Annotated in this window: 24 protein-coding genes; 12 read left to right on the plus strand and 12 right to left on the minus strand. The window is 65.3% G+C overall.

Features of this window, described 5'->3' with window-relative positions; all coding sequences use genetic code 11:
• Nucleotide 1 precedes the first annotated feature (1 nt).
• The 6 genes from ABGN05_RS25720 to rnhA all read left to right on the plus strand — a co-directional run bounded on the left by ABGN05_RS25720 (nt 2) and on the right by rnhA (nt 4749).
• Nucleotides 2-892, plus strand: a complete 891-nt coding sequence (locus ABGN05_RS25720; RefSeq protein WP_367956874.1) for a cytochrome c oxidase subunit 3 — start codon at nt 2-4, stop codon at nt 890-892.
• Between the two features lie 189 nt (nt 893-1081).
• Nucleotides 1082-1462: a DUF983 domain-containing protein gene (locus ABGN05_RS25725; protein WP_367956971.1), complete on the plus strand. Its 381-nt coding sequence runs from the start codon at nt 1082-1084 to the stop codon at nt 1460-1462.
• Nucleotides 1462-2223, plus strand: coding sequence for an SURF1 family protein (locus ABGN05_RS25730; RefSeq protein WP_367956875.1), 762 nt, complete (start codon nt 1462-1464; stop codon nt 2221-2223). Before ABGN05_RS25725 ends, ABGN05_RS25730 begins: the two co-directional genes overlap by 1 nt.
• Nucleotides 2224-2296: 73 nt before the next feature.
• Nucleotides 2297-3301 carry a 4-hydroxy-3-methylbut-2-enyl diphosphate reductase gene (gene ispH / locus ABGN05_RS25735; protein ID WP_367956876.1) on the plus strand — a complete coding sequence of 335 codons (1005 nt, stop codon included), beginning with the start codon at nt 2297-2299 and terminating at the stop codon, nt 3299-3301.
• 9 nt (nt 3302-3310) lie between these two features.
• Nucleotides 3311-4279, plus strand: coding sequence for a homoserine kinase (locus ABGN05_RS25740; RefSeq protein ID WP_367956877.1), 969 nt, complete (start codon nt 3311-3313; stop codon nt 4277-4279).
• On the plus strand, nt 4273-4749 hold the full coding sequence (gene rnhA, locus ABGN05_RS25745; protein ID WP_367956972.1) for a ribonuclease HI: 477 nt from the start codon (nt 4273-4275) through the stop codon (nt 4747-4749). Before ABGN05_RS25740 ends, rnhA begins: the two co-directional genes overlap by 7 nt.
• On the opposite strand, the gene ABGN05_RS25750 is transcribed toward rnhA, so the two are convergent.
• Nucleotides 4750-5235 carry a peroxiredoxin gene (locus tag ABGN05_RS25750; RefSeq protein WP_367956973.1) on the minus strand — a complete coding sequence of 162 codons (486 nt, stop codon included), beginning with the start codon at nt 5233-5235 and terminating at the stop codon, nt 4750-4752.
• Nucleotides 5236-5321: 86 nt separating this feature from the next.
• Nucleotides 5322-6128: a protein-disulfide reductase DsbD domain-containing protein gene (locus ABGN05_RS25755; RefSeq protein ID WP_367956878.1), complete on the minus strand. Its 807-nt coding sequence runs from the start codon at nt 6126-6128 to the stop codon at nt 5322-5324.
• 143 nt (nt 6129-6271) lie between these two features.
• Here ABGN05_RS25755 and ABGN05_RS25760 point away from each other — a divergent pair, with 143 nt between their 5' ends.
• Complete coding sequence (locus ABGN05_RS25760) at nt 6272-6880, plus strand: YqgE/AlgH family protein (protein ID WP_367956879.1); 609 nt, start codon at nt 6272-6274, stop codon at nt 6878-6880.
• Here ABGN05_RS25760 and ABGN05_RS25765 read toward each other — a convergent pair.
• The 4 genes from ABGN05_RS25765 to thrC form a co-directional block, all read right to left on the minus strand.
• Nucleotides 6871-9678 carry an EAL domain-containing protein gene (locus ABGN05_RS25765; RefSeq protein ID WP_367956974.1) on the minus strand — a complete coding sequence of 936 codons (2808 nt, stop codon included), beginning with the start codon at nt 9676-9678 and terminating at the stop codon, nt 6871-6873. The two genes, ABGN05_RS25760 and ABGN05_RS25765, sit on opposite strands and share 10 nt — an antisense overlap.
• A gap of 85 nt (nt 9679-9763) precedes the next feature.
• Nucleotides 9764-10375 carry a GNAT family N-acetyltransferase gene (locus tag ABGN05_RS25770; RefSeq protein WP_367956880.1) on the minus strand — a complete coding sequence of 204 codons (612 nt, stop codon included), beginning with the start codon at nt 10373-10375 and terminating at the stop codon, nt 9764-9766.
• Nucleotides 10376-10402: 27 nt separating this feature from the next.
• Entirely contained in the window at nt 10403-11695 is a 1293-nt protein-coding gene (locus tag ABGN05_RS25775) for a M16 family metallopeptidase (protein WP_367956881.1), read from the minus strand.
• A gap of 23 nt (nt 11696-11718) precedes the next feature.
• Nucleotides 11719-13116 (minus strand): threonine synthase, encoded by a 1398-nt coding sequence (gene thrC, locus ABGN05_RS25780; protein WP_367956882.1) that lies wholly within the window; start codon nt 13114-13116, stop codon nt 11719-11721.
• Nucleotides 13117-13233: 117 nt separating this feature from the next.
• Here thrC and ABGN05_RS25785 point away from each other — a divergent pair, with 117 nt between their 5' ends.
• On the plus strand, nt 13234-13812 hold the full coding sequence (locus ABGN05_RS25785; RefSeq protein ID WP_367956883.1) for a hypothetical protein: 579 nt from the start codon (nt 13234-13236) through the stop codon (nt 13810-13812).
• A gap of 173 nt (nt 13813-13985) precedes the next feature.
• Here the strand turns inward: ABGN05_RS25785 and ABGN05_RS25790 are convergent, their stop codons facing one another.
• Genes ABGN05_RS25790 through ABGN05_RS25800 form a run of 3 tightly spaced genes read right to left on the minus strand, consistent with a single transcriptional unit; the run spans nt 13986 to nt 15071 of the window.
• Nucleotides 13986-14348 carry a nuclear transport factor 2 family protein gene (locus ABGN05_RS25790; protein WP_367956884.1) on the minus strand — a complete coding sequence of 121 codons (363 nt, stop codon included), beginning with the start codon at nt 14346-14348 and terminating at the stop codon, nt 13986-13988.
• A 23-nt stretch (nt 14349-14371) separates the two neighbouring features.
• On the minus strand, nt 14372-14656 hold the full coding sequence (locus tag ABGN05_RS25795) for a putative quinol monooxygenase (RefSeq protein WP_367956885.1): 285 nt from the start codon (nt 14654-14656) through the stop codon (nt 14372-14374).
• Nucleotides 14657-14693: 37 nt separating this feature from the next.
• Entirely contained in the window at nt 14694-15071 is a 378-nt protein-coding gene (locus tag ABGN05_RS25800; protein ID WP_367956886.1) for a nuclear transport factor 2 family protein, read from the minus strand.
• A gap of 67 nt (nt 15072-15138) precedes the next feature.
• On the opposite strand from ABGN05_RS25800, the gene ABGN05_RS25805 reads away from it, so the two are divergent.
• Nucleotides 15139-15717, plus strand: a complete 579-nt coding sequence (locus tag ABGN05_RS25805) for a TetR/AcrR family transcriptional regulator (protein WP_367956887.1) — start codon at nt 15139-15141, stop codon at nt 15715-15717.
• A gap of 253 nt (nt 15718-15970) precedes the next feature.
• Here ABGN05_RS25805 and ABGN05_RS25810 read toward each other — a convergent pair whose 3' ends face one another.
• Nucleotides 15971-16657 carry an HAD family hydrolase gene (locus ABGN05_RS25810; protein WP_367956888.1) on the minus strand — a complete coding sequence of 229 codons (687 nt, stop codon included), beginning with the start codon at nt 16655-16657 and terminating at the stop codon, nt 15971-15973.
• Between the two features lie 168 nt (nt 16658-16825).
• On the opposite strand from ABGN05_RS25810, the gene ABGN05_RS25815 reads away from it, so the two are divergent.
• Entirely contained in the window at nt 16826-17959 is a 1134-nt protein-coding gene (locus ABGN05_RS25815; protein WP_367956889.1) for a site-specific DNA-methyltransferase, read from the plus strand.
• Between the two features lie 120 nt (nt 17960-18079).
• Here ABGN05_RS25815 and ABGN05_RS25820 read toward each other — a convergent pair whose 3' ends face one another.
• Nucleotides 18080-18706, minus strand: a complete 627-nt coding sequence (locus ABGN05_RS25820) for an HAD family hydrolase (protein WP_367956890.1) — start codon at nt 18704-18706, stop codon at nt 18080-18082.
• On the minus strand, nt 18706-19839 hold the full coding sequence (gene mutY, locus ABGN05_RS25825) for an A/G-specific adenine glycosylase (protein ID WP_373695984.1): 1134 nt from the start codon (nt 19837-19839) through the stop codon (nt 18706-18708). Before mutY ends, ABGN05_RS25820 begins: the two co-directional genes overlap by 1 nt.
• 76 nt (nt 19840-19915) lie before the next feature.
• Between mutY and ABGN05_RS25830 the strand changes: the two genes are divergently transcribed.
• Together ABGN05_RS25830 and ABGN05_RS25835 are read left to right on the plus strand one after the other, a co-directional pair.
• Nucleotides 19916-20413 (plus strand): DUF721 domain-containing protein, encoded by a 498-nt coding sequence (locus tag ABGN05_RS25830; RefSeq protein WP_367956891.1) that lies wholly within the window; start codon nt 19916-19918, stop codon nt 20411-20413.
• A gap of 162 nt (nt 20414-20575) precedes the next feature.
• Nucleotides 20576-21256, plus strand: coding sequence for a DsbA family protein (locus ABGN05_RS25835; protein WP_367956892.1), 681 nt, complete (start codon nt 20576-20578; stop codon nt 21254-21256).
• Nucleotides 21257-21262 lie beyond the last annotated feature (6 nt).

A 21262-nucleotide genomic window follows, 5' to 3' on the forward strand; every position in this document is an offset into this window, starting at 1 on the left:
AATGGCTGACGGACACGCCAAACCGCAACACGACTACCATATCATCGACCCCAGCCCGTGGCCCTTCATCGGCTCGGTCGGCGCGCTCGTCATGGCGATCGGGGGCATCGCCTGGATGCAGAGCATGAAGTCGGGGTCGGTCCCGTTCTTCGGCCTCGACCTTGCCGGTGCCCGCTTCTGGATCTTCGCGGTCGGCTTCCTGATCGTTATCTACACGATGATCTCCTGGTGGTCGGACACGATCAAGGAGGCACACGAGGGTCATCACACCCGTGTGGTGTCGCTGCACCTTCGCTACGGCATGATCATGTTCATCGCCTCCGAGGTGATGTTCTTCGTCGCCTGGTTCTGGGCCTTCTTCGACGCCGCGCTGTTCCCCGGCGAGGCAGCGCAGGTCGCGCGGGCGGAGTTCACCGGCGGCCAGTGGCCTCCGCAGGGCATCGAGGTGCTCGATCCCTTCCACCTGCCGCTCTACAACACGATCATCCTGCTGCTTTCCGGCACGACCGTCACCTGGGCGCACCACGCCCTGCTGCACGATGACCGTAAGGGCCTCGTCTGGGGCCTGGTGCTCACGGTGGCGCTCGGCGTGCTGTTCTCCTGCGTACAGGCCTACGAGTACGTACACGCGCCGTTCGCGTTCAGGGATTCCATCTACGGCGCTACCTTCTTCATGGCGACCGGCTTTCACGGCTTCCACGTGCTGATCGGAACCATCTTCCTGCTGGTCTGTCTGTTCCGCGCCATGGCCGGCGACTTCACGCCCAAGCAGCATTTCGGCTTCGAGGCGGCGGCCTGGTATTGGCACTTCGTCGACGTGGTCTGGCTGTTCCTCTTCGCCTCGATCTACGTCTGGGCGTCCGCCGGAGCGACCATCGCCGCAGGGCATTGACAGCCCACGCTGCACGACAACGAGCGGCCGCGGAGACGCGGCCGTTTCTTTTTATGGCCGCCATGCTGCACCATATGCGACGTTGATGAGGGTGCGTGAAGACGGCATGCGTCAAGACGAGAGCCTGAAGCGCCGCGAGCGAACCCTGAGTCGTGGCACGCTTTCGGCGTCCAACCGCGGGGTAACATGATGAACGAAGATCGAGCCCATTATCCGCCGGTCGATCCAGTGTCCGCCGGCCTCAAGGGCCGCTGCCCGCGTTGCGGCGAGGGAAAGCTGTTCAAGGGATTCCTCGCGGTGGGCGACCGCTGCGCCAATTGCGATCTCGATTACTCCTACGCGGACGCGGGCGACGGGCCGGCCGTCTTCGTCATCCTCATCATCGGCTTCGTGGTGGTTGGCCTGGCGCTGTGGATGGAGGTCACCGTCAATCCGCCGCTGTGGGTCCACTTCCTTCTGTGGATCCCGCTCACCATCGCGCTTGGGCTGGTGTCGCTGCGCCTCATCAAGGGCGTCCTTTTGACCTTGCAGTACAGCAACAAGGCCGCCGAGGGCCGCCTGGACAAGTGATGACGCAGGACATGCCCTTGCGCCTCGGCGCGCGACGGCGGTGGATCGCGCTCGCCGCGGGTCTGGTCGTCTTCTCCATCCTCATCGGCCTCGGCACCTGGCAAGTGCGGCGCCTGCAATGGAAGGAAGCGCTCATCGCTCAGATCGACGAGCGCACGCATTCGCAGCCCCGAAACATCGCCGAACTGGAGGAGTTGGGCCTGCAGGAGGGGTCGCTGGAATACACGCCTGTGACGGTGCGCGGGCGTTTCCTCAACGACCGGGAGATGTTTTTCTTCGCCACCAGCGAGGGACAATCGGGCTGGTACGTCTACACGCCGCTCGTTCTCGCCGACGGCGAAAGCCACGCATCGGGCAATACCGTCATCGTCAACCGCGGCTTCGTTCCCTACGACCTTCGGGATCCCGCACGCCGGCCGGGCTCGCAGCCTGCCGGCGAGGTCGTGGTAACGGGCCTCGCGCGCGAAAGGCTCGACGGCAAACCGAGCTTCATCGTACCGGACAACAAGCCGGAGGAACGCACATTCTTCTGGAAGGACTGGTCGACCATGGCCTCGATCTCCGGGCTCGACCCGTCCGACACGGTTCCGTTTTTTATCGATGCCGAAAAGGGCCGGGATGCGAATGGGCTGCCGATCGGTGGCGTGACCATCATCGAACTGCCCAACAACCATCTCCAGTATGCGGTGACCTGGTACGGGCTGGCCGCGGCGCTGGCGGCGGTGCTGGCGGTGTCGCTGTGGCGCGACGAGCGGCGCTGACAGCCGTCTGCGGCCGGCCCCGCCCTTGACAGGGCGGGGGAGGGGACATCATGTCCGCCCCGGAGATTTTCGAATGACGCAGCCCCCGAGCAAGCCGCCCCTCACGATCCGCCTCTGCGAACCGCGCGGTTTCTGCGCGGGCGTCGACCGTGCGATCCAGATCGTCGTCCTGGCGCTGAAGAAGTACGGCGCGCCCGTCTACGTCCGCCACGAGATCGTGCACAACCGGTACGTGGTGGAGGGGCTGCAGACGCTTGGCGCCGTGTTCATCGAGGAACTCTCCGAGATCCCGCCCGAACACCGCGAATGCCCGGTCGTCTTCTCCGCGCACGGCGTGCCCAAATCGGTCCCCGCCGACGCGAGGGCGCGCGAACTCTTCTTCCTCGACGCCACCTGCCCGCTGGTTTCCAAGGTGCACAAGCAGGCGATGCGCCACCAGCGGCTAGGGCGGCACGTCGTGCTGGTCGGCCATGCAGGGCACCCCGAGGTGATCGGCACGATGGGGCAGCTGCCGGATGGCGCCGCGACGCTGATCGAGACAGAGGCGGACGTCGCGGCCTTTTCGCCGGAGGATAGCGAGGCACTCGGTTTCGTGACGCAGACCACGCTGTCGGTCGACGACACGGCGGGCATCATCAGGGCGCTGAAGGCGCGCTTCCCGGCGATCCAGGCGCCCGCGGCCGAATCGATCTGCTACGCCACGACCAATCGCCAGGACGCCGTGAAGGAAACTGCCGCCGGCGCCGATCTCTTCCTCGTCGTCGGCGCGCCGAACTCGTCGAATTCGCGCCGGCTGGTGGAAGTGGCCGAACGCGCCGGCGCCCGGCGGTCGCATCTCGTGCAGCGGGCGGCCGACATTCCCTGGGACGATACGCGAGGCATCTCGGTGCTGGGGCTTTCGGCCGGCGCATCGGCGCCCGAGATCATCGTCAACGAGATCATCGAAGCATTCCGCGGCCGCTTCGACGTGACGGTAGAGCTTGCCGTTACGGCAACCGAAACGGAGGAGTTCCCGGTGATGCGCACCTTGCGCGACGTCGCGCTCACGCGGGCCGACATGGCCTTCGTCAACGGTTGACGCACGCGGATGGCCGTCTACACCGACGTCACGGAAGAAGAACTTTCGCAGTACCTCCGGGGCTATGCCGTGGGCGACTTGATGTCCTACAAGGGCATCGCCGAGGGGTCTGAGAACTCCAACTATCTCCTGCACACGACTGCCGGCACCTACATCCTCACGCTCTACGAAAAGCGGGTCGACGGTGCCGAACTGCCGTTCTTCCTTGGCTTGATGCAGCATCTGGCGCGCAAGGGGATCAGCTGCCCGCTGCCTGTCGAGCGTCGGGACGGAAGCCTGATCGGCACGCTCGCCGGCCGGCCGGCGGCGATCATCACCTTCCTCGAAGGGGTATGGATGCGGCGGCCCACGGCGGCGCATTGCCGCGAGGTCGGCAAGGCACTGGCCGGTATGCACCTTGCCGGCGCGGATTTCGAGATGCGGCGGGAAAACCGCCTCTCGGTCCCAGGCTGGAGACACCTCTGGGAGATGACGCGCCCGCGCGCGGACGAGTACGAGGCCGGCCTTGCCGCCGAGATCGACGGGGAGTTCGCGGCCTTCGCCGAAGCCTGGCCGGACGACCTGCCGTCCGGCGTCATCCACGCCGACCTCTTCCCCGACAACGTCTTCTTCCTCGGAGACCGGCTGTCGGGCCTGATCGACTTCTATTTCGCCTGCAACGATCTCTTCGCCTACGACGTGGCGACCTGCCTCAATGCATGGTGCTTCGAGAAGGACAATTCCTTCAACCTGACCAAGGGACGCGCCCTGCTTTCAGGCTACCAGAGCGTAAGGCCGCTGGAACCGGCCGAACGCGAAGCGCTCCCGCTCCTGGCGCGCGGCTCGGCCCTGCGCTTCATGCTGACGAGACTCTACGACTGGCTGACGATCCCCGACGGCGCGCTGGTGCAGAAGCGCGACCCGTCCGAGTTCATCCGCCGCCTCCGCTTCCACCGCCACATCGCCTCCGCCACGGAATACGGACTGACAGCATTATGAAGACGATCGAAATTTTCACCGACGGCGCCTGCTCGGGCAATCCGGGACCCGGCGGCTGGGGAGCTGTCCTGCGCTTCAACGGAAAGGTCAAGGAGCTTTCCGGCGGAGAGGCGGCGACGACCAACAACCGCATGGAACTGATGGCCGCGATCTCGTCGCTGAACGCGCTGAAGGAGCCGTGCGCGGTGCTGATGCACACCGACAGCAAGTATGTGATGGACGGTATCAACGGCTGGATTCATGGCTGGAAGAAGCGCGGCTGGAAGACCGCCGACGACAAGCCGGTGAAGAACGTCGAGCTCTGGCAGGCGCTGGACGAGGCCAACCGCCGTCACACGGTCACCTGGCACTGGGTGCGCGGCCATGCCGGCCACGCGGAGAACGAGCGCGCCGACGAACTGGCGCGCATGGGCATGGCGCCGTTCAAGCGCGGCGGGGCGGAACGGCCCCGCTCGCCGCTCGCTGGCTGATCAGAGCTGTTCGAGGATCTTCGCGGCGCCCGATTCGACGGCCTTGCCGGGCATGTCCTCGATGTTGAGGGCCGCGACCTTGCCGTCCTCGACGATCATCGAGAAGCGCTTGCAGCGCAGGCCGAGCCCGCCACCGCTCGCGTCCATCTCCAGCCCTGTCGCGCGGGCGAAGGTGCCGTTGCCGTCGGCCAGGAAGAGCAGCCGTCCTTCGCCGCCGGTGAAGCGCGCCCATGCCCCCATGACGTGATGGTCGTTGACCGAAACCACCGCGATCGTATCGACGCCCTTGCCGATGATCGCATCGTAGTTCTCGAGATAGCCGGGAAGATGATTGTTGCTGCAGGTCGGCGTAAACGCACCCGGAACGCCGAAGAGCACGACCTTCTTGCCGCCAAAGACATCGGAAACGGTCATGTCCTTGGCGCCGTCCGCCGTCATCGTCTTGAACGTTGTGTCCGGCAGTTTCTCGCCAACCGAAATCATTATTCGCAAATCTCCGAGTGAACGCCCGGAGCCCCCGGGTCATGGTCCCTTCATTGCCGAGCCGAAAGCGTTTGTCCAGTTCCGCTACGTCAGGGAAGTCGGAAATCGCCCGAGACAGAAGCGCCGCCAGAGACCAGCGTGTAGGCGATCGCGGCGACACCGCCGCTCTTGGGCTCTTCCAGGATCGGAAGCGTGAAGACGATCTCTCCCGGAGCCGATCCGTTCTTGCGCGGAATCCCGAAGACGTAGCCTTCGCTGCCTGCCACGAACAGTTCCGCGTCCCCGCTTCCGCCCGGCAGGGCCGCTGTGACGGTTGCAACCTCGCCGGAGACGCTAGCCTCGACTATGCCGAAATGCGCGTCGGCGGGCGCCGGCAGGCGAGCGAAGGCCGCCTCGACGAATTGCCTGTCCCCCGCGCCGTCCGGATCGCTGCCCGGTTCCACCGAAAGGCTTGCCTGGACCGGAATGCAGATGGCTTCGCAGATACCGAGGAAGAGACTTGCCTCAATCAGCGAATAGCGGTCGGGCGTGGAGATGGCGAAGGTGACCGGCAGGCTGACCGAACCGCCATAGCCTGCCCAGGCGCCATAGCTGTCCTCGTGCCATTCCGGCGCCGGGAAATGCAACTCGGCCGACAAAACATTGAGGCTTCGTGACACGTCGATCTGCGGCGGCACGCCCGAGGATCCGGGCTCGCGCCAGTAGGTCTTCCACCCCGGTTCGAGCGCGATCTCGAGCGCTCCGCGCACGACGCCGTCAGGGCCGGCCAGTCCGGTCGTCACCAGGCGCAGCGAGCCGCCGTCGGTGCGGAAGACATCGCTGGAGGAGGCACCGGCGGGCGCCGGTAGAAGAATAACGAGTGCGAGAATGGCAAGGGTGGCGCGAAGCGGGTTCATGCGATGAGATGTTCCACGAAGCGCCTGCTTCGCAACCCAATTCGAATGACCTGCCTTCATTTCTGCGTGACGCTCCGTGCTGGCGCGCTAGCCAACGGAGGATTGGTCTTCCAACGCAGGGGAAAAGGCTGTAAATTTTTCTGATGGATATGCTGCGCCCGAAGAAGAGGTCCGCGACGAGCGGCTTCTTGGACGACCAGTTCCTGATCGCCATGCCAGGCATGCAGGACGACCGTTTCGCGCGTTCCGTCGTCTATATGTGCGCCCACAGCGAGGAAGGCGCCATGGGCATCATCATCAATCAGGCGCAGCCGATGCGCTTTCCCGACCTCCTCGTGCAGCTTGGCGTGGTCGACGAGCAACAGGCCATCCGCCTCCCTCCCGGCGCGCGCGATCTTCCGGTGCGCAACGGCGGTCCCGTGGACCGGAGCCGCGGCTTCGTCCTGCATTCCGATGATTACGTGGTGGAATCGTCCCTGCCGGTCTCCGAGGACGTCTGCCTGACCGCGACGATCGACATCCTGCGCGCCATTTCGGCAGGCAAGGGGCCCCGCCATGCCCTGATGGCGCTCGGCTATTCCTGCTGGGGTGCCGGCCAGCTCGAGCGGGAGATCGCCGATAACGGCTGGCTGACCTGCCCGGCGAGCGCCGATTTTCTCTTCGACGGCGACATGGACCGCAAGTACGACCGCCTGCTCGCCTCGCTCGGCATCGACGTCATGCATCTCAGTCACGTGGCCGGTCACGCCTGAGTGAGCGGGAACTGCTCCTTGAGCATCCGCGTGACTGCGTCGGCGGTCATCGGCGATCCGAACATGAAGGCCTGGACGTATTCGCAGCCCATCTGCCTGAGCTGAAGCGCGTCGGCCTCCGTCGACACGCCTTCTGCGACGACCGAGAGGCCGAGGTCGTGCGCCATGCTCACCATGGACTTCAGGAGGACCGGCTTCTTGGGGCTTTGGTCGTCGATGAAGCTCTTGTCGATCTTGATCGTGTCGAACGGGAACCGCGTCAGGTAGGAGAGCGACGAATAGCCAGTCCCGAAATCGTCGAGCGACAGGCCTATGCCGAGCTGGCGCAGCTTCTCCAGGATGTGCGTCGACCGTTCGGGACTGTCCATCACCAGTGATTCCGTCAGCTCGAGCCGGAAATAGATCGGCTTCAGGTTGGCGCGCGCCAGCACGGAGCGGACGTCGGACACCAGGTCCTGCCGCATGAGCTGCCGGCTGGAGAGGTTGACCGAGACCGATAGCGGCGTCTCGCCGGTCTGCTTCTGCCACGAGGCGAGATCCTCGGCAGCCTTTTGCATGGCGAAGAAGCCAAGCTGCACGATGAGTTCGCAGCCCTCGGCGATCGGGATGAAGTCCGAGGGCGGGATCATGCCTCGGCGCGGATGCTCCCAGCGCAAGAGGGCTTCGAACCCCGCCACGGACGTGTCCTCCAGGCGGATGATCGGCTGGTAGGCGAGGCGGAACTCGCCACGTTCCAGCGCCCGCCGCAGGTCGGATTCGAGCTGCAGCCGGTCGGTCCCGTAGGCGCGGAACGCCGGCCGGAAGGGTTCGATGCGGTCGCCGCCGAAGCGCTTGGCCTGGTGCATGGCCAGTTCCGCGTCCTTCATCATGTCCTCGGCCGTCGTCTGCGGCGACGTCCATGAGATGAGGCCGAGCGAGGCGGTGAGCACGATGTCGCGCTTGGCGAAGTTGATCGGCGCGCGGATCGCCTGCTTGACGGCGTCCGCGAAGGCCGCGACCCGGGCAGGATTGAGCTCCGACAGCAGGATCAGGCCGAACTGGTCGCCGGAAAGCCGCGACAGCGAGTCGTTTGGCTTCAGGAGCCTGTGCAGCCGGCGTGCGATCGTCAGGAGCATCGTGTCGCCCGCCGACATGCCGAGCCCTTCGTTGACCTGCTTGAAGCGATCGATGTCGATGATGAAGACCGTCGGCCTGACGGTTTCCTCGGTCCGCGCGATGGAGATGACGGTCTCCAGCCGGTTCATGAAGAGTTCGCGGTTCGGCAGTCCGGTCAGATTGTCGTGGACGGCGTCGTGGAGAAGCCGCTCCTCCGCCTTCTTCTGTTCCGTCACGTCGAAGAGTGTGCCCACGCAGCGGATGATCTCGCCGTCCGAGCCGATCACCGGCCGCGCGCGCAGATGGTACCAGTGATAGTAGCCGTCGGCGCCGCGCAGGCGGAAGCTCAGCGAGACGCGGCCGCGCCGGTGCTCCAGCACCATGTCGAGAGTCGTTCGGAACGTGTCCCGATCGTCCGGGTGAAGCGCCGGCAGCCAGTTCCGCGCCGGGCCGTGCAGGCTGTTGAGCGCGAGGCCGAGGGGCTCGCCGATGTCGGGCCGCGTGACCACGCGGTCCCGCAGCACGTCCCAGTCGAACACGATGTCGCCGGACCCGGTGATCGCAAGCGCCTGGCGCTCCATGTCGCTGAACAGGCCCTGGTGCAGCGCCCCGCCCGAAAACGCGTGCTGCATGACCGTGAAGCCGATCAGGAGGATGATGAGGATCAGCCCGCCGCCGAGCGCCGGCTGCACGATGTCGTTGTCGAGCAGCCCCGTGATCGCCATCCACGCGCCGACCAGCCAGACGAGCACCATCAGCCAGCTCGGCACGAGCATGATGGCCCGGTCGTAGCCGCGGAAGCCGAGGAGGACGATGAGGAAGATGCCGACGACGGCCGTGGTGGCGAAGGAGATGCGCGCGATGCCGGCCGCGATCGAGGGATCGATCACGGCGACGCCGGCGATCATCATCAGGCCGAGGATCCAGGCGACCGCCCCGTAGCTGAAATGGCCGTGCCAGCGGTTGAGGTTGAGGTAGGCGAACAGGAACACCACGAAGGTGCCGGCGAGCGCCACCTCCGTTCCCGCCCGCCAGATCTGCTCGTTGCCGGGCGCTATCTCGATCACCTTGGTCAGGAAGCCGAAGTCGACGCAGATATAGGCCAGCACTGCCCAGGCGAGTGCCGCGGTGGCGGGAAACATGGAGGTGCCCTTCACCACAAACAGGATCGTCAGGAAGAGCGCAAGCAGTCCGGCGATCCCGATGACGATGCCGCGGTAGAGCGTGTAGGAATTGACGGTGTCCTTGTAGGCTTCCGGCTCCCAGAGGTAGACCTGCGGGACCTCCGGCGAGCCGAGATCGGCGATGAACGTCACCACGGAACCCGGATTGAGTGTGAGCAGGAAGACGTCGGCGTCCGGGCTCGGCTGGCGGTCGAGTGCAAAACCCTCGCTCGGCGTGATCGCCGCGATGCGGCTGGAGCCGAGGTCCGGCCAGATGATGCCGGAACCGACCAGCCGGTAGTGCGGCGCCACGATCAACCTGTCGAGCTGCTGGTCGGTGGTGTTGGCAAGGGCGAAGACCGCCCAGTCGCCGCTCGATTTCTGGTCCTTCGCCTCCACCTCGATGCGCCGCACGATGCCGTCGATGCCCGGAGCGGTGGAGATCTGGAAGTTCGCGCCCTGGTTCGGATGGAAGTCGAGCGCGCCCGAGAGGTCGAGTGCGACGTCGTCGCGCGATATCTTGATTGGCTCGATCGCCATCGCCGGGAAGACGAAAGCGACGACGGCCAAGAGGAGAGCGGCAAGGGCCGTCAGCAGGGCCTTTGGCGGTTGCCGGTGTCTCGATTCAACTTCCAACCGCCTGATCCCGATATTCCTGCACGTGATACTCTTCGGCCAACAGCGAGTAAAGGTAGTGGTCCTGCCACATGCCGTTGATCTTGAGGTAGGACCGCAAGAGGCCTTCGCGGGTAAATCCGGCTTTTTCAAGCACGCGCACGGAGCGCTCGTTGCCGGGGATGCAGGCGGCCTCGATTCGGTGCAGCCGCAGCGGGCCGAAGCAGTGGCCGACCACCAGCCGCACCGCCTCCGCCATCAGCCCGCGTCCCGCGAACGGCTCGCCCATCCAGTAGCCGATCTGGCCGCTCTGGGCGACGCCCCGGCGGATGTTCCCCAAGGAAATGCCGCCGACGATCTCGCCCGTCTGCTTGAGGACGATGAGGAAGGGCACGCCATTGCCCCGGAAGAATTCCTCGCGGTAGCGGCGCACCCGCAGGTGCCATGCCGATCGCTCCAGCTCGTCGCTCGCCCATTTCGGCTCCCATCGTTCGAGGAAGCCGCGGCTTTGCCGCCGCAACGCGGCCCACTCCGCGAAGTCCGATTTCTGTGGAAATCGCAGAACGACCCGTTCGCCGGTCACCCGGGGCAGCTCTCGTCCGAAATGGGGCAGGCTCAGCATGGACTGCCGGCAGGCCGCGACGGCGGCTCAGACGGCGAGCTTGCGCATGGCGAACGGCGGCGCGGAGAGCATGCCCGAAATGTCCTCGAAGCCAGCCAGCGTTCCCACCGGTCCGACCGCCGCGATGGTCGGCTTCGTGGAAAAGAGCCGCGAGGAGAGATCGGTCAGCCGCTCGATCGTGATGCCGGACAGCCTTTCCATCAGCTCTTCCTTCGACACGGGGCGTCCAAACAGCATGATCTGCCGCGCGATCTGGGAAGCCCGGCTCGCCGCGCTCTCGCTCGACATCATGAGGCCCGCCCGATACTGCGCCCGCGCGCGGTTGAGCTCGTCCATGTGGATGAAGTCGCCGGTCTTCTGCAACTCGCCGAGCAGGACCGGGACCAGTTCCTCGATGTCCTCCTTGCCGGTGGCGGCGTGGATCCCGAAGACGCCGGTATCGGAAAAGCCCCAGTGGAAGGCATAGACGGAATAGCACAGGCCGCGCTTTTCTCGCACTTCCTGGAAGAGCCGCGAAGACATACCGCCACCGAGGATCATCGACAGCAGCTGCGAGGCGTAGAAGTCGCGCACGTGGTAGGCGCGTCCCTCGAAGCCCAGCACGATCTGGGCATCCATGAGGTCGCGGTCTTCCCTGTGGTCGCCGCCGACATAGTTGGCGCTGGAAGGTGCTTCGCCCGGCGCCTTCTCGCGAAACGAGCCGAGCCGCTTCTCGACTTCGCGGACGAACTCGTCGTGTTTCACCGCGCCCGCCGCGACCACGACCATCCGGTCGGCGCCGTACTGCCGCGCCATGAAATCGTGGATCTGCCGCGGCGTGAACGACTGGACCGTCTCGGGCGTGCCCAGGATCGAGCGGCCGAGCGTCTGGTGTCGGAAGGCCGTTTCGGTGAAACGGTCGAAGACGATGTCGTCGGGCGTGTCGTGCGCGGCGCCGATCTCCTGCAGGATGACGTGCTGCTCGCGCGCCAGCTCGTCGGCGTCGAAGCGCGAATCCATCAGGATGTCCGCCAATAGGTCGATCGCGAGCGGGATGTCGTCGCGCAGCACCCTGGCGTAGAACGACGTCGTCTCGACGCTCGTCGCGGCGTTGATTTCCCCGCCCACGTCCTCGATCTGCGACGCGATGTCCCAGGCGGAGCGGCTGCCCGTTCCCTTGAACGCCATGTGCTCGAGCAGATGGGCGATCCCGTGTTCGTCGTCGCGTTCGTTGCGGGATCCGGACCTGACCCAGACCCCGAGGGCGACGGTCTCGATGTGGGGAAGGTTTTCGGTTGCAACCGTCAGGCCGTTCGACAGACGGCTTACCTCAACTCCCATATATGGTGAACTCCTCGTACTCCCTAAGCCGCCGTACGGGCCCGGCTGCTTATGTGATCTTCCACCATTTTTTCGTCGGATGGAAGGACAGTGTACTTTTCCTCACGTTCCATAAGCCCGGCAAGCCATGATGGCAAGTTCGGGCGCATTCCCGCCGCCGCCTCGACGGCATCCGGGAACTTCGCCGGGTGGGCGGTCGACAGCACGATCATCGGCGCCGAACCCGTCGCTTCCCGCCGCGCCACCGCGAGAGCGGTGGCGGTATGAGGGTCGGCGAGATAATCGCAGTCGGCGAGCGTGCCGGCGATCGTCGCCGCGGTTTCCTCCATGGATGAGCGCCCGGCGGAGAACTCCGCGCGGATCGCGGCCAGCGTCCGTTCCGGAATCGTGAAGGCGCCGGACTGCTTCAGTCCCTGCATCGCCGACACCGTAGCCTCGGCGGAACGGCCCGCCGCCTCGAAAAGCAGGCGCTCGAAGTTGGACGAGATCTGGATGTCCATCGACGGCGAGGTGGTCGCGATCACCGGGCGCGTCTCGTAGCGGCCCGTCTCCAGGGTACGGGCCAGGATGTCGTTGTCGTTGGTGGCGATGACCAGCCGCTCGATCGGCAGGCCCATCTTCTTGGCGGCGTAACCGGCGAAGATGTCGCCGAAATTGCCCGTCGGCACGGTGAAGGAGACCGGCCGGTCCGGCGCGCCGAGGCTGAGCGCGGAGGAGAAGTAGTAGACGATCTGCGCCATGATCCGCGCCCAGTTGATCGAGTTCACGCCAGACAGGCCCACGCGGTCGCGGAAGCCGTGATCGTTGAACATCGCCTTCACGATGGACTGGCAGTCGTCGAAATTGCCCTCGATCGCCAGCGCGTGGACGTTGGCGGCCAACGAGGAGGTCATCTGGAGCCGCTGGACGGCGGACACCTTCCCGTGCGGGAAGAGCACGAAGAGGTCCGCCCTGTCGCGGCCCGCGAAGGCCTCGATCGCGGCGCCGCCGGTGTCGCCCGAGGTAGCGCCGACGATCGTGGCGCGCTGGCCGCGTTCGGCCAGCACATGGTCTATCAGCCGGGCCAGCAACTGCATGGCGACGTCCTTGAAGGCGAGCGTCGGCCCGTGGAAGAGTTCCAGCACGAATTCGTCCGGTCCGGTCTGTACGATCGGGCAGGTGGCGGGATGGCGAAAGGTGGCGTAGCTCTCCTCCACAATGCGCGCGAACGTCGCATGGTCGATCTCTCCGCCGAGAAACGGCGTCAGGATGCGGGTGGCGATCTCGGGATAGGGTAGCCCGCGCAGCGCGCGGATCTCGGCCGGCGACAGCTGCGGCCACGCTTCGGGCAGATAGAGCCCGCCGTCGCGGGCGAGGCCCGCGAGCAGCACGTCGCCGAAGCCGAGTACGGGCGCAGCGCCCCTGGTGCTGATGTAGCGCATGATTTCCTTGCCGATGGCGGACGCGGCCCGCGTCCTCGAAAAACCTTATTCGTTCGGTCGCATTTGTCGCGCGGCGTTGATATAGAACGTCCGCTTTGCCAAGGGGAAGTGCGCTAGATGGCCTTTGTTTCGAGGATTGCACGTTCCGGTGCCGGAATCACCGGCCTGGTGATGACGATGGCGCTGGCGGGCTGCCAGTCCGGAGCCGGGGGGCTGGGCCTGGGGCTCGGCGGAGGCGGCAAGCCGCAGGACACCGCGCAGCAGGAAAAGTACAACGCCGACGAATTGCGCGCCTATTGCCCACGGGTGACGCTGCAGTCCGGAACCGCCTTCTACAACTCCTTCGAGAAGGGCGCCGAGGGTGACCGAGACAGGATTGTTTACCAGGCCTCCATCAGCGAAGTCACGAGAAGCTGCAGCTACGGCGCCGGCACGATGACCATCACGGTCGCCGCCGCCGGTAAGGTGGTGCCCGGACCGGTCGCGAAAGACGGCACCATCACCATGCCGATCCGCGTGGCGGTCGTGCGCGGCGAAGAGGTGCTCTATTCCAAGCTCCACCAGTACCAGACCGCGATCGCGGCCGTGTCCCCGGCCACCCAGTTCGTCTTCACCGACCCCAATGCCACTATCCCGACGCCGGACGGTCACAACATCCAGGTGTTGATCGGCTTCGACGAAGGGCCGGCGAAGTAGGTTTGCGAGGTTGGCGGTTTGCCCCGGCATGGAATGGCGGGAATCGACCGCCATTGTCGCCGTTCGGAGTGCCGCCGCCGCCCGACAGCGCACAATCCGCTCCCCGAGCCGCCAGGGGAAAAGCCGCCCCTTCAGGTCACGATTCAGGCGCTGACTTTCGGCCCCCTGATGTTTTATCCCTTCACGTATCCTCGCCCTTCGACGATCTTTCCGTCCCGAACGCGCATGCTGTTGACCCCCCGGACCCGGTTCGCCGCGCTGTCGCCCCAACGGAGCCGCCATCGGATGATCCCGCGATCCTGACTGGCCCAAATTTCTTCGGCTTCGAAGGCGAGGTTCGCAGAGGATGCAATCCCCTTCCAGAATTCGAGGCAAGCTTCACGCCCTTCATAGCGCGCGCCATCAGGTGCGGGCGCCGTGTTCTCGAGAACGCAGCCTTCACCGATCAGATCGTCGAGGTTTTCGGGGCAATGCCTTTCGAACGCATTATGGAAACGGGTGACGACTTCGCGTGTGATTTTGCTATCGGCATTCATCTTTTCACCTCTTGAGATCAGGTCTAGAAGGGCTTTTCGGACTTGTCGGTGCGATAGAGGCTAACAGCCACCTCCCGGGGTTTTCCCCTCGGACCCCCCTTCGCGACCTTGCGCCAGGCGTCAAGCGTGGTCTGGTCACGCCAGCACTCGAAGAGATTGACGCGCTCCGGATCGACCGCGTCCGCGCTTATGGAAAAGTCGAGACAGCCGTCATAGGCCCTCGCGCGTTCGACCATGCCCTTGAAGGCTTGCACGGCACCGTCCCGCTTCTCGGCATCGGTGCGGGTGTAGCCAGCGATGATAATCATGAGCTCTCCTCCTTGAAGCGCTGATTGATTGTTGCTGTCACTCAGGCAGGGGCGCCGACTGGCCGGGGATTTTTGAGTAACCCAGCGCCTCGATGATCCGTCCGTGACGGACGTGCATCAGGTTGACGCCGCGAACCGATTCCCCGTCGCCGAAGTTAAACCGCCAGCGGATGATGGCGCGATCGCCCATTGTGATCGTGTCTTCGACGTCGAAATGCGCGACCGGATCTTTGGCCAGGGCCTCCCAGAACACGAGGCAGGCGTCATAGCCTTCGTATCGCGTTCCATTGGGCGCCGGCTGAATAGACTCCATCACGCAGTCCGGGGCGATCAGGTCCTTGAGGATCGCCGGTTCGTGATCACGGAACGCCTGGTTGAACCGGCGCATGATCTCGGCTGTCTCGTTCGTCTGCATAATCACCTCCTATTCAGACAGGTCTGTCTATTTGCAGCATACAGACCTGTCTGTTAGAGTCAAGCGCATGAACACAACCGTTTCGCCGACCGCTTCTGGAGCCAGCACCGCGCGCCGCCGCCTGCTCGATACCGCTACCCGTCTCTTCTACACTGAGGGCATTCGTGCAGTCGGCATTGACCGCATCATCGCGGAGGCGGGCGTGGCCAAGGCGACCTTCTACAATCACTTCCCTTCGAAGGACGATCTCGTCCTCGCATATGTCAATGAGCAGGATCGGATCGGACGGGATGCCGTGTCAGCACTTCCCGAGCAACGGCCACCGGAAATGATCGCGGCGGTCATGGGGCGCATCAGCGAGGCCGTGGTCGCAGGAGGTTGGCGTGGGTGCCCCTTTCTCAACGCGGCGGCCGAGTATCCAGACCCAAAAAGTCCCGTGCGGCAAGCCATCGATGCACGCCGCGCCTGGTATCACGGCGTGCTACGGGACCTCCTTCAGGCGGACGGCGATCCGACCCCTTCTGTTACTGCCTCGTTGCTTGTCGCCCTATCAGACGGCCTGCTCGAAGCCGCATACCTTGACGACCCGGCAGCCGTTCCCGCCCTTGTAGGCGAAGCACTGAAAAGGTTGCTGGTCCGGCCTTGAGAAGCGGCGGATGGCTCAAATCCGCTGAAATTCATGAGCTTTGGGTCGAGGTCCCAGGCGCTGTTTCTTCAAGGTAATTTTCGTCGCAAGACCGATCGCAAGAAGCGGTCTATCTGTCGCGGACTTTGGCCGCCAAACCACGGGCCGTTCTCCGACTCGCCTGCCCAATAGCGGCCAGTCCACTCCCCACCTCAAAGCGGTCCCGGACGTTGAATACGAGCGGGAGACTTCCCCACCAACTCCGCCACCCCGCCTATACCGCCTCCGACCACTCCGCCAACGCGGCCACCGTCGCGGCAAAATCGACCCAGCGGTTGATGACCGTCTCCGCGCCGGCCTCCGTCAGCCGGTCGGCGTGGCCCGGATAGGAGTGGCTGGCGCCGGTGAAGCCGATGACGCGCATGCCCGCCGCCTTGGCGCCGATGACGCCGTGGACGGAATCCTCGATGACGAAGGTCGCAGCGGGATCTTTCGACATCGCCTCCGCCGCGTGCAGGAAGACGTCGGGTGCCGGCTTGGTGCGCTGCGAGGGAATTTCGCGCGCCGAGAAGATGCGACCCTGGAACAGCGGCAGCATTCGCGTACGCGTCAGCATGGCCTCGATGCGCGAGAGAGGCGAGTTCGAGCAGATGCAGTAGGGACCGCGCACCGCTGCCACGGCCGCGGCGGCGCCATCGATGGCGCGCACGTCGCTCGCGAGTTTCCTGTCCAGCGTCTCCTTCATGCGGTCGATGAGGCTCGCCTGGAACGGCACCTGCGATTCCGCCTCGATGCGCAGGAGGATGTCCTTGGACGTCAGGCCTGAATAGCGCTCCATCATCTCCTCGGGCGTGATGGCGAAGCCGGCCTCCGAAATCATGGCTGCCTCCACGCGAGCGGCGATGATCTCGGAATCCACGAGGACGCCGTCGCAATCGAAGATGATCAGTTGGGGCTGCATTCCGGGCTCTGGTCTCGAAGGGGAGGGGGCGCCGCCGGGCGCTCGGGCTGTCCCCGAGATAGTGCGCAATCCCGGCTCACGCAAATGATGCGCCGCATTTCACTGATTCTTTACGCCGAACGGTAACCATAACGACGAGTAAACCGTGTCCAGCGTTCCAGGTGTACCATGTCAGCCATTCGCCTCGTCGACGATCTCGCGCCGTCCTCTCCGAACGCTGATTGGATGGACACCATCCTCAAGGGCGATTGCGTAGCGGCGTTGGAGCGGTTGCCGGAAAAATCGGTCGACGTGATCTTCGCCGACCCGCCCTACAATCTCCAGCTCGACGGCGACCTTCACCGCCCCGACCAGTCCAAGGTCGACGCGGTCGACGACGCCTGGGACCAGTTCGAGAGCTTCGCGGCCTACGACGCCTTCACCCGCGCCTGGCTGCTCGCCGCGCGCCGCGTGCTGAAGCCCAACGGCACGATCTGGGTGATCGGCTCCTACCACAACATCTTCCGCGTCGGCTCTTCGCTGCAGGACCTCGGCTACTGGATCCTCAACGACGTGGTCTGGCGCAAGACGAACCCGATGCCGAATTTCCGCGGCCGCCGCTTCCAGAATGCGCACGAGACCATGATCTGGGCGACCCGCGACCAGAACGCCAAGGGCTACACGTTCAACTACGATGCCCTGAAGGCGGCGAACGACGACCTGCAGATGCGCACGGACTGGCTCTTTCCCATCTGCACCGGCGGCGAGCGGCTGAAGGACGAAGCCGGTGCCAAGGTGCACCCCACGCAAAAGCCCGAGGCCCTTCTCGCCCGCGTGCTGATGGCGTCGAGCCGGCCGGGCGACGTGGTGCTCGACCCCTTCTTTGGCTCGGGAACCACGGGCGCGGTCGCGAAGCGTCTCGGCCGCCGTTTCGTCGGCATCGAGCGCGAGCAGGCCTATATCGACGCCGCCACGGCGCGCATAGCGGCCGTCGAGCCGCTGGAGGCGCCCGAACTCGCCTCGATGACGGGAAAGCGCGCCGAGCCGCGCGTCGCCTTCGTCAGCCTGATCGAGTCCGGGCTGGTGGCGCCCGGAACGCTCCTGTCGGATTCACGGCGCCGCTGGACGGCGAGCGTGCGGGCCGACGGCACCTTGGCGATCGGCTCCGAGGCCGGCTCCATCCACCGCATGGGCGCCCGCGTCCAGGGTCTCGATGCCTGTAACGGCTGGACGTTCTGGCACTACGAGGCAGGCGGCAAGATGAAGCCGATCGACGACCTGCGGCGGCAGGTCAGGGACGGGATGGTTGTCGGGGGAGCCTGAGGGTTACGTTTTGTAGTGGAAGCGGCAACAGACGATCGCGGTCGCTTCGGCCTCGCCTGCTCCCGTGATTGCGGTAAACCCGTGATGCGGTAAACGAGAAGATGCTCGATCTGGCCGAAATCAATTCCGCGCGGCGACCGGCCACACGCCGGCCTGCCCGAGATCGCGCCTCAGCGTCTCGGGATCGGTGAACAGCACCGCCTGCCAGCCGGCCGCCTTCGCGCCCTCGACGTTCTTCGGGCTGTCGTCGATGAACAGCGACGCCGCCGGGTCGAGCCCGAAGCTCTCGGCGTGCAGGTCATAGATCGCCCGGTCGGGCTTGATCAGTTTCACGTCGCCCGACACGGTGACACCGCGCGGCCGCGTCAGGAACGGAAATTTCGCCTGCGCCTCGGCAAATGTGTCGGTGGCGAAGTTGGTGAGCATTGTCACGTCGCGCCCGGCATCGATCAGGCCCAGCATGATGGTGACGCTGTCGTCATAGGCATGCGGCACCATCTCGTGCCAGAACCGGCGGAAGGCGCGGATGTTGTCTTCCTCGTCCGGATGCTGCGCGATCAGCAGCGCCTCCGCTTCCTCCCAGGTCCGGCCGCGGTCCTGTTCGACGTTCCAGTCCGATGTGCAGACGTTGGCGAAGAACCACTGGCGCTTCGCCTCGTCCGGGATCAGGCGGCTGAACGGCAGGTTCGGATCGTAGTGGATCAGCACCTTGCCGATGTCGAACACGATATGGCGGATTTCCGGCATCAGTTTCTCCGTTGCTGGCGGTTCGGGGTCGGCTTCAGCGTCGCGCCCGGTATCGCAGCTTCGATCGCTTTTTTCATGACGGTCGGCAGCGCTTCGCTGTGGATATCGGCCGCGGTCGACCACCAGCATCCCTCCGGCGCGGCGCGGTCGACACGCGCGCGATAGACCGAAAGCCGAAGCTCGAAATGCGTAAAGACGTGGCCCACCACCCCGGCCGGCTGCCAGTCAGCGGGAAAAGGCGCCGCGTCGAGCCCCGGCTCGCCGTCCTGCCGCGCCGTCCAGCCGGAGGTCGGCGGTTCGCTCATGCCGCCGAGAAGGCCGGTCTCGGGCCGCTTTCGCAGGAGGATGGCGCCATCGCGCCGCTGCGCGACGAAGGCGGCGCCGAGCCGTTTGGGTTTCTCGGCCTTCGGCGCCTTGAACGGAAAGCGCTCCGGATCGTCGCCGAGGAAGGCGAGGCAGTCTCCGTTCACCGGGCAGAGCGCACAGGCCGGCCGCTTCGGCGTGCAGATCGTGGCGCCGAGATCCATCGTCGCCTGCGCGAAATCGCCCGGGCGTGCGGCCGGGAGGATGGATTGCACGAAGGCACGGATCTGCGGCTTGGCAGCCGGAAGCGGGGTGGCGATCGTGCGCAGCCGCGTCGCGACCCGCTCCACGTTGCCGTCGACCACCGCGACCGGACGATTATAGGCGATCGCGGAGATCGCCGCCGCGGTGTAGTCGCCGATGCCGGGAAGCGATTTCAACAGGCCGAAATCCGAGGGGAATTCTCCGCCGAATCGCTCCACCACCGCCTCTGCGCATTTCTTCAGGTTGCGTGCCCGGGAATAGTAGCCCAGCCCGGCCCACGCCTTCATGATGTCGTCGCCCGGCGCACCGGCCAGCGCCCGCACGCTTGGCCAGCGGCTGGTGAAAGTCTCGAAATACGGCTTCACCGCCTGCACGGTGGTCTGCTGGAGCATGATTTCGGAGAGCCAGACGCGGTAGGGATCGGGCCGATCTCCCGCGGCGATGCGGGCCGGCGGCATGCGCCACGGCAGGCTGCGGTGATGCCGATCGTACCACGCAAGCAGGCGCTCCCCGGTCCCGCGCGGATCGGCGGGCGCGTCCTTATGATTTAACTTCGCCATCGACATGCGGTAGGGTCGCCTTCCAGCGGCATCGAGATCGGGCGCGGCATAGCAGAACCGCCGCCGGTCAGGAACAGCAGTCATGGCAGCCAGACCCCGCAGCAGTCATCCCGTGCCCGTCAGCGACCTAGCGAGCGCCATCATCGATCCGGTGCTGCGCAAGCGCGCCGGGGTGTCGATCGGGCTCGTCCAATCCTGGGACGAGATCGTGGGAACGAGGCTCGCGCATTCGAGCCGGCCGGAAAAGATCGTGTGGCCACGGCGGCTGCACGAGGAAGACCCCTTCGAGCCGGCCACGCTGGTCATCGCCTGCGAGGGCGCGGCAGCGCTGCATCTCCAGCACGAAACGGGCGAGATCATCGGACGGGTGAATGCCTTCCTGGGCTTCGCGGCGATCGGGCGGATCAAGATCGTGCAGAAACCGGTGCGGCACAATCGCGGACCAGAGCCCGCGCGGCTGCGCGAACTGGACCGCGAGGAGGTGTCGCGGATCGCCCGCTCGGTGGGCGGCATCGAAGACGAGGGCCTGCGCGCTTCGCTCGAGCGCCTGGGCCGTTCGGTGCTCGGGTCGCGCAAATAAAGCACGGGTTCCAGCCCGAAGATCCGCGTCATAGCGCCATCGTGAAGTCGGCCATGCGGATTCGTGCTGGGAACCGGCGCGCGCTTGCCTTAAATAGCGCCCATCTATGGCTTATTGGATGCAAGAAGCCGCACAATCGAAACAATGGTCGGGTGATTCGCAATGGTACGTTCGATTTCGCGTCGTCGCTTGGTGGGGTCGCTGGCAATGCTTCCCGCGCTCTCGCTGCTCGCATCCTGCAGCGATTCGGCGGGTGAAGCGCAGGCTCAGACGCCGACCGGCAATGCGCCAAAGCCGGCGGGTACCGTCGACATGTCGGATCTCCTGAAGGCCGGCGCGCTGCCCGATAAGGTCCTGGGCCAGGAAGACGCGCCGGTCACCATCGTCGAATATGCCTCGATGACGTGCCCCCACTGCGCCCACTTCCATGAGCAGACGCTTCCCGTCCTGAAGGAAAAGTATATCGAGCCCGGCAAGGTGAAGCTGATCCTGCGCGAGTTCCCTTTCGATCCGCGCGCCGAGGCGGGCTTCATGCTGGCGCGCTGCGCCGACGACAAGTATTACCCCATGGTCGACGTGCTGTTCGCGCAGCAGGACGCGTGGGCGCCGGTGAAGGATGCTCGCACCGCGCTTCTCCAGATCTCGCGCCTGGCCGGTTTTTCACAGGAGTCCTTCGAGGCTTGCTTGACGAACCAGCAGCTTCTGGACGATGTCAGATCGGTGAGGAAGCGTGGAGAGGATTTCGGCGTGGATTCGACACCGACATTCTTCATCGACGGCAAGCGGTATCCGGGGGCGCTCACGATTGACCAGATGTCGGCGATCATCGATCCGCTGCTCTGACGTCCC

The sequence above is a fragment of the Aquibium pacificum genome (assembly GCF_040839445.1).
Lineage (GTDB): Bacteria > Pseudomonadota > Alphaproteobacteria > Rhizobiales > Rhizobiaceae > Aquibium > Aquibium pacificus.